8 protein-coding genes are annotated in these 8,344 nt (G+C 38.4%); 1 reads left to right on the plus strand and 7 read right to left on the minus strand.

Annotated features, from left to right (window positions below; all coding sequences use genetic code 11):
- The 7 genes from NZ896_05805 to NZ896_05835 form a co-directional block, all read right to left on the minus strand.
- Window positions 1–1,046 (minus strand): hypothetical protein (locus NZ896_05805; protein ID MCS7116967.1); only part of this gene is annotated, 1,046 nt, incomplete at its 3' end.
- Entirely contained in the window at window positions 1,047–1,988 is a 942-nt protein-coding gene (locus tag NZ896_05810) for a hypothetical protein (GenBank protein MCS7116968.1), read from the minus strand.
- 5 nt (window positions 1,989–1,993) lie between these two features.
- Window positions 1,994–3,310 carry a DUF58 domain-containing protein gene (locus tag NZ896_05815; protein ID MCS7116969.1) on the minus strand — a complete coding sequence of 439 codons (1,317 nt, stop codon included), beginning with the start codon at window positions 3,308–3,310 and terminating at the stop codon, window positions 1,994–1,996.
- A 5-nt stretch (window positions 3,311–3,315) separates the two neighbouring features.
- Window positions 3,316–4,287 carry a MoxR family ATPase gene (locus NZ896_05820; GenBank protein MCS7116970.1) on the minus strand — a complete coding sequence of 324 codons (972 nt, stop codon included), beginning with the start codon at window positions 4,285–4,287 and terminating at the stop codon, window positions 3,316–3,318.
- On the minus strand, window positions 4,284–4,682 hold the full coding sequence (locus tag NZ896_05825; GenBank protein ID MCS7116971.1) for a hypothetical protein: 399 nt from the start codon (window positions 4,680–4,682) through the stop codon (window positions 4,284–4,286). Before NZ896_05825 ends, NZ896_05820 begins: the two co-directional genes overlap by 4 nt.
- Window positions 4,683–5,213 (minus strand): hypothetical protein, encoded by a 531-nt coding sequence (locus NZ896_05830; GenBank protein ID MCS7116972.1) that lies wholly within the window; start codon window positions 5,211–5,213, stop codon window positions 4,683–4,685.
- Window positions 5,210–5,983, minus strand: a complete 774-nt coding sequence (locus NZ896_05835) for a hypothetical protein (GenBank protein MCS7116973.1) — start codon at window positions 5,981–5,983, stop codon at window positions 5,210–5,212. The genes NZ896_05830 and NZ896_05835 overlap by 4 nt, the downstream gene beginning before the upstream one ends.
- Window positions 5,984–6,188: 205 nt before the next feature.
- On the opposite strand from NZ896_05835, the gene NZ896_05840 reads away from it, so the two are divergent.
- A partial coding sequence (locus NZ896_05840; GenBank protein MCS7116974.1) for a heavy metal translocating P-type ATPase occupies window positions 6,189–8,344 on the plus strand: 2,156 nt, incomplete at its 3' end.

Genomic DNA, 8,344 nt, shown 5'->3' on the forward strand with positions numbered 1-8,344 from the left:
TTGACCTTTAGAATTAAGATGATTTGATACTTGGATAGATTCTGTAGATCGAGTGAAAACCTATAAGGTAGTATATTGGACAATGGATGTAAGGTTACAAGTTCCTTTATAGACTTGTTAAAGGCTTCTGGAATGAACAAAAATTTAGTATTGAGCGTATAGATCAAATCATCGATCTGAAGATAAAAGGTAATGAGCCCTATTGAAGGTCTGAAAGGTACCGTCCCGCTCCTATCTACTTCATGGATCTTCGGTAGTCGTAATTTGATCACTTCATTAGGTGTTGCAGTAATATTCAGTAAAATCTTTGGCGTCCTCGTAACTACTTCGCTCATATAGATGATCGCTGACCGATCTCCTTCACCCTTTATCAATGGAAGATTGAGAGAGATCTCAGCCCATGCCAAGGCTGATGTAGTAAAACTCAATCCTGTCGCGTATGGCTTCAAAATCAACACTCCCGGTTGGCTTGGTGTTTGAACGATATCGAGATAAATAGGCATACCTTCCAAGGTAGACTTTGATGAGATAGTTGTAGTTTGATTCTCTACCTTCTGATCGACGAGGAGGAGCAAACCACCTTCATGATTGATATTCTTTGTCGTGATAAAGCCTTGAATAAGCAACGTATTGTTCTGTAGAGTAAATCTGGGCGGCTCGGCATCGATATTTAAAGCAGCCCCTTCTACATAAATCGGCAACACTCTACTCCTTGCCATAGAAATTACCTCTAACTGCCATACTCCTTGAATATCTGATGGGTTGAATGTGTAGAGTAACGTTGGTGTATTGGGTGCAATTCTTAAGGATCTAACCACACTACCAAGAGGATTCTTCAACCTTACAGATGCCTCATTAAATACGTTTATCCAGAGTTGTTCGGAGGGCATAAAGATCGGTGTACCAATATTCACATCAAAAAGGCGTTTTGGTGAAAAACCTATCTCGATCTTTACTTCCCCCAAGGCTATAGGTAGAGACGGTGGGAATGAAAGGAATATAAATATGATTATGATAATGATGAAATGAAGCTTCCCCTTCTTCAATTAACCATTAACCCTCTTCAACAATTCCATTACACATATAGCGATCAATAATATTGCTAGGGTTATCGTTATAGGTAAACCGAGAGATGAAGACCACTCTATGATCCAAAATAGAGTGGCCGTTAATACTACTGCAGTTAAGATAGATATACCGATACTAAATAAAGTTGATTCGATGGTAATAGATTCTAATCGATTGAACCCTCTTTCTAAAATCGACTCATCTTTACCGAGCCCCAATCTAAAGTAAAAGTACGTTGCAGAGGTTATTACAAAGATCGCGATCAACCACGTCGGCAACTCGCCTAAACTCGATAACTCTGAAATGAAGAAGGCTCTCCTTGTAGATATTGGTATGATACTACTTAATAGGGAGGATATAAAATCAGCCAACATTATTAAAGCTCTTAACCCTATATACGAAAGGCTATCAACCTCCATCATACTTCTCAATCTTAAATTTTCGATCGAATTTAAGAAAATTATAGAAAGATACCCTGCTATATTATAGCTTATAGGTGCAGTGACACCATCTTTCAGATTAAGGGTACTATTTGCCAATTTGAAGATCCATAAGATAGGTAACATTACCACTACAGCCCCAATCCAGCTCAGGTAGAGGTTCGATACAAATTGAACTATGCTTCCCATCATACCTATCGATATAAGTAGAAGTAATGAAGGTAGTAGAACACAACCCATCGCTGTGAATGTACCGATCGTCTGAATACGCTTACTTCTCAATTCATTACCAAAGGCGAGCCATAGGATCGTAAATGTCACCAACATTACACTTACCATGTTGATGTTATACATGATGAACGGCTCTCCGATCATCGTGAGGAATCGATGGTACTTTATCGATGATGCATAATGAAGTATGGGGTGAAGAAATCCTAAAAAGAATGCAACTCTAGCTACTTTGAATAAAGCTAGATTCAATTATATCACACCTGAATCGTCAACGATTTGTATTGATTTATAATGTTACTCAAAAGATCGTCTGGACCACAGACCCTCGCCACTATACCCTCCGATATGCAACTCGATACAAATTCATCCATCTTCAGCCTTTCCTCAACACTTAATAGATCGTAAATATCTTTGACTTTGATGCTCATATCGTCGGGAGGGGGTAAGAATTGCAAAGTGTTAAGGATAAAGAGATGGATAAAGTTCTGCCTCCCTTTAATAACCTTGAGCTTCGATAACAGGGGCTTTATATGAGAAAGTGGATTAAGAATTATGAAGATTAAAGCTTTTGAACACCCCTTCATTATTAAATAGTCCAAAACCTTTAATGGATCATCTACATTCACGGGTTGAATCGTATTTAAGATATTCAATGCTCTTACAAAGCGATTCTTACCCATACACGATTCGATCTGAACTTTTTCATGGTGGTTAAAGAAGATGAGATTGATCCGGCTATTCTCACCAGCCAATATTACAAGAGAAAGTGCTGCTTCTACAACTTTCGTGATCTTCCTCTTCCCCACATAACCATCACCCATAGATTTTTCGTTACAGATCACTATAAATAACTCTGTAATCTTGTACTTTTCTTGTAGCTTTGTCATCAATTCGTATTCAGGCGAATGTGCCGTAGCTTTCCACGCTATAAGTCTGTAATCATCCCCAGGGTTGTACTTTCTAATCTCATAAAATTCGGTCCCCACGCCCTTCTTATAAAGTTGATAGCCTTCGAAGTGTGGTCTCGGCAACAGCACTCTCTGCCTTTTAATCGTTCGTAAGAATTCGACTTTAGGATAAACCTTGATCGTCGTGGTAAGCTCGAATTCACATAGAGTCCAGAAGAGCATGAGAGGGTCGTAAAGGCGTGTTAAGATACCTTTAAAGATGTGTTGACCATTTTCGAGAGGAATTGCTTTATACTTGAGCTCATACTCACCATTACCATCCAACTTGATGAGCGCTCGATTAAATCCAGAGGTTATAAGAAATGTATTAGGTAATTCATCTTCGATATCTAATCGACTTAAGCATTTACTCCCCATATTCTTAATCGTTAAAGTCACATCTATAACATCGCCCACAAAAGCTACTCTTTGGCTTACATTACGTTCGAACTTAAGCTTGTTCAACTCTCTACTCAGTAAATAGAAGCGTACAGCTTCGATGATGAATAGTAAAAAGAGTACGGTAGATGTGGCTATAAACATCGAGTCATGAATGATCCAGCTGATTACGGTCAATACAGATAGTGAATATGCTGTTGTACTCCCTCTTGTCGTTAACTTCAAATTTATTACCTCGGTGGTTCTACATGATTTATAGCGTCAGAGATGATGGTGCGAAGCTTATTATAATGGAATGGGTCATCGAAAGATTTAACCTCTATTAAGAATTCGGGCTTTAACAATATACGATGGTTTAACACATGAAAGGCTGATTCTTTAACATCATCCGGTATTACATAATCTCTCCCGTAAATTGCTGCTAAGGCTTTACTCGCATTTAAAAGATGAATCGAAGCCCTTGGGCTCCCTCCCAACATCACTTCTTTATGATTTCGAGTGTATTCTATAATGGCGGTGATATAGTGCATAATGTCAGAATCTACATAGACGCTCTTCACCACAGATTGTGCATTTAATACATCATCTGCGGTGATTACACTCGATATCGAATTAAGGTCGACATTTAAGGATGCGAGTTCAAGGATCTTCACACTCTCTTCATGTGTAGGGTAATCGATGATCAGTCTGAACATGAATCGATCGAGCTGGGCTTCAGGGAGTGGGTACGTACCTTCATGCTCAACAGGGTTTTGTGTTGCGATTACGATGAATGGGCTATTTACCTTTTTGGTAAAACCTTCGACCGTTACCTGCCTCTCCTGCATCACTTCTAAAAGTGCGGACTGGGTTTTAGGGGCTGTTCGATTGATTTCATCCGCTAAAATCACGTTGGCGAAGATCGGGCCTTCTCTAAATACAAAGTCTTGAATCTTTTGATTAAAGACGAATGTTCCTACAATATCGGATGGGAGCATATCGGGTGTAAATTGGATCCTTCTAAAACTCAATCCTAGAGACTTCGCAAAAGCTTTGGCGAGGAGTGTCTTCGCTACACCCGGAACACCTTCCAATAATACATGGCCTTCTGAAAAGAGTGCTACTGTAAGCATCTTAATAATATCGGTCTTTCCAACGACTACCTTTGTTACTTCACGTAGCATACTCTCATAAATGATTTTTGGAATTTTATGATCACTCATAACCCATGATACTCCCTCAATAGGGCTTTGATCTTTACAAAATCTTTATATAATGTTCTGAATTCGCTATCTAAAACCTTACCCTTCGACCTTATAATAGCGCACTTTTTGAGAAAGTCCTGAACCTTTCCATCTACACTATCATGATACTTACCACTTTCATATAGATTTTTAACTTGTGCTACGATTCGTTCTTCCATAAATCTTACTACCTCTTTAAAATTTGGTGGAGATTCGCTCAAACCCTCAATAGCTTTTGCATATATACTCTCGCTACAAATACTTTTACGACCTTCTTTAAGGTAAGATAAATCTGTTCTTATTCGTATATAGTGAAGGAATACGATCACCAAGGTAAATGTGGTAATTAGTGGTAAGATTGACCATAGATCCAATTACTTTACACCATCCTTCAACATACCTTTTATAGATGGCTCTTCGTATATCGATGTTAGAATTTGAATGCACTTGTAAAGTTCACCTTCAGAAACTTCCCTATTACTAAACCTCGCTACTTCGTATAATTCATATAATTCTTTAATGAGATTCGTATCAAATGTAGATTTAGGGGATTTATCTAGGATTTGGAGTATTACTTCCCGTTCTGTAAGACTCTTATCGGTATCAACCTGAAGCATATTCGCTATATGATTTCTCACACTCCTATAAGCCAACAAGATACCTTCACGATACCTTCCACTTTCATACAAGCTCCTTACAGCCACTATCGGGTTTATGATTTGAGGCTCGGTATCTTTATCGATATCGGTTACGATCTTCGAATCGGGCTTTTTATACGATCGATCGACCCCCTTTAATATAGGGTATATCAGACCTATTAGAATAAGAATTCCCAAAGCTGGGATTGCGATGGTTGTGAGGATGAATAAGAATTTGTAATCTACAGCTACGGGGATGATGTTCAACCCCTCTTAAGTACCTCCACCTTATACCTATAGAAGGATAATGTAAAGTCGAGGTTACGGATCTCGGATAAAGGTAAGGGCGTGGCGGGTGATAGAGAGATGTGTGAAATATTACCTAACTCAGCCAATTCTTTTATAAACATCTTTATCTCCACTTTATTGAAATTGAGTAATATTAATTGAGGTTTTTGTAGACCAAACGAAGGGTACCAAACTTCTAGATGATCACCAAATTCGATTACACCTTCCTCGCCATATTTATCGTAAAAGCGTAGAAGGGATGGCTTTACAATATCTTCATAAATCATCAAATTTACCAAAATCTCCTTATCACTCATATTGAGCTTAATCCTTACATTATCGATATGGTGATGTTGCTGAACAGCCGTCAATATATAATCTCCCGCAGGTAATAGGAATATGGCGTATCCGTATCTATTGGTTAGACGTGAGGAGAAAGGGACCAAAATCGATTCATTCGTATTTTCAAGGAACGTTACTCTATAAGCTGTGACTTGAAAGTACTGTAATGGGTGAAGTTCATGATTTGATACCTTCAAGACTCTCACTATTACTCTAACTGCATGTAATGGCTCGATCGTCGAATTAGAAGATGTAGTGGAGAAGTTCGATGCTGCGGTAACCACTTGGATGACAATATTCGGTAGGTTGTAACTTTGTATGTTATTCAAGATAAGGAATGCTAAGATTATTGCCAAGACCCCTATACTTCTTTTGATCCAACGTACTTTGATTTGAAAATCTTCCAACCTTTATTAACTTTGGCTTCCAAACTTAAAAACTTGTTGATAACCACAACATGAGATGATTTTATCACTTAGCTCAACGACATCTTTAGGATAACCTTTAAAATTCTACTATTAAATTTCAAAAATATTATAAGATAGATTAAAGCGAACTTTAATTAGATAGAATTAACAATCGTTCGTTAGAGTTTAAAATGGAATGAATAAGATGAAGAAGGAGAAGATCGTTCTAAAGATAGAAGGCATGCATTGTGCTAGCTGTGCAAATAATATAGAAAGAGAGTTATCAAGATTAAGGGGTATAATCGATGCTTCTGTAAGTTTTGCAACAAAGGATGCTATCATCTCTTACAATTCTGAAGAAATCGATGAGGAAGGGATTAAGAAGGCGATTAAGAGGATCGGTTACGAGGTGCGTGATAGAGAAATAGAAGAATTTTTGGACGAAGAAAGGGAAAGGTACAAAGTGAGAAAGCAGCTTACGATATTTCTAATAGGTTTGGTATTTACAATACCTGTATTCATCATCGAAATGTTTTACTATTCTCATGAATACAATATCTTACTATTCCTTTTAGCTACACCCGTCCAGATTTTGGTTGGATATAAATTTTATAGAGGGGCTTGGTTTTCATTAAAAAATAAAATCGCGGATATGGATGTTTTGGTCACATTGAGCACTTCTGTAGCCTACTTTTATTCTCTATCGGCAACGTTTCTATTTGAAGGGCATGTATTTTACGAGGCTTCGACAACAGTCTTAACGACCATCTACTTCGGCCATTTCTTAGAGGAGTTGACAAGAAAGAGGGCAGGAGAGGCGATAAAGAAGTTGATTTCGCTCAAACCGAAGAAGGCTAGATTGATCAGAGATGGTGAAGAAATTGAAACTTTACTAGAGGAAGTTAGGGTTGGCGATATACTATTAGTGAAACCTGGTGAAAATATTCCTGTCGATGGAGAGGTTATCGAAGGCTATTCGAGTGTCGATGAATCTATGATTACTGGCGAAAGTATACCCGTCGATAAAAGGGTGGGTGATAAAGTCGTCGCGGGCACGATCAACAAATTTGGTGTATTGAAGATAAGGGCGGAGAGGGTCGGAAAAGAAACTTTACTGGCACAGATCGTCAAGCTCGTTGAAGATGCTTTGCTCACCAAAGCACCCATTCAAAGGATCGCCGATAAGGTCATCGGCTACTTTGTTCCCATAGTCGTTTTGATTTCATTTATCACATTTTCGATCTGGTACTTTATCTTAGGAGCAGAATTTCTTTTTGCATTGACAGCGAGCGTTTCCGTCTTGGTTATAGCTTGTCCTTGTGCTTTGGGTTTGGCAACACCTACAGCACTAATGGTCGGTATGGGGAACGGGGCAAAACTTGGTATTTTGATAAGGGATGCGGGAAAGTTAGAGCTAATTCATAAAGCCGATACGATCGTTTTGGATAAAACTGGTACTTTAACTAAAGGGAAGTTAGAAGTCGTCAAGGTGATCAATGGAAAGGCTTTAGAGTGGGCTGCGATCGCTGAGAAGAATTCTGAGCATCCCATAGCCAAAGCCATCATCGATGAGGTTAAGAGGAGGGGGATCGAAGTTGACGATCCTGAAAAATTTGAAGCCATACCGGGAAAGGGGGTCATAGTAGAGCATCAGAATAAAAAGATTCTAGTCGGAAACTTAGCCCTCATGAATGAATATAAGATCGATATAAGAGCATTTGAAAAGGAAATTTTATCTTTACAGGAGAGTGGGATTACAACTATAATCGTCGCTTTAAATGAAAGGGCGATCGGTGTTATAGGAGTAGCAGATGCCCTTAAAGAATTTTCTAAAGAAGCCGTACAGAAGTTTGAGAGAATGGGGTTAGAAGTGGTTATGCTGACCGGTGATAATAAAAATGTTGCAAATTATGTAGCTATGGAGCTTGGAATAAAAAATGTTTTAGCAGAAGTCTTGCCACAAGACAAGGTAAAAGAGATCGAAAGATTGCAAAGGGATGGGAGAATCGTTATAATGGTTGGGGATGGGGTCAACGATGCGCCAGCTTTAACTCAAAGTGATATAGGGATAGCGATCGGATCTGGTAGTGATATAGCAAAATCTGCTGGAGACGTTGTGCTCATAAAAGATGATCTAAGGGATGTCATTTCTGCGATAGAGTTAAGTAAGAAGACTGTAAGTAAAATCAAACAAAATTTATTTTGGGCATTTATTTACAACATTCTTGCAATCCCTATAGCAGCAGGAGTTTTATATCCTTATTTCGGGATTTTACTTACGCCTACAATTTCAGCCATCGCGATGGTATTAAGTGATATTTCTGTAGTAGGAAACTCTATTTTACTCAAAAGGTTTAAAGT

Source organism: Nitrososphaerales archaeon (assembly GCA_025058425.1).
In the GTDB taxonomy this organism is placed as follows: domain Archaea; phylum Thermoproteota; class Nitrososphaeria; order Nitrososphaerales; family JANXEG01; genus JANXEG01.

What these genes read in the sequence shown, in the direction of transcription:
- NZ896_05820 (MCS7116970.1), bottom strand. Translation starts at nt 4,287, where the DNA reads ATGAGTGATCATAAAATTCCAAAAATCATTTATGAGAGTATGCTACGT.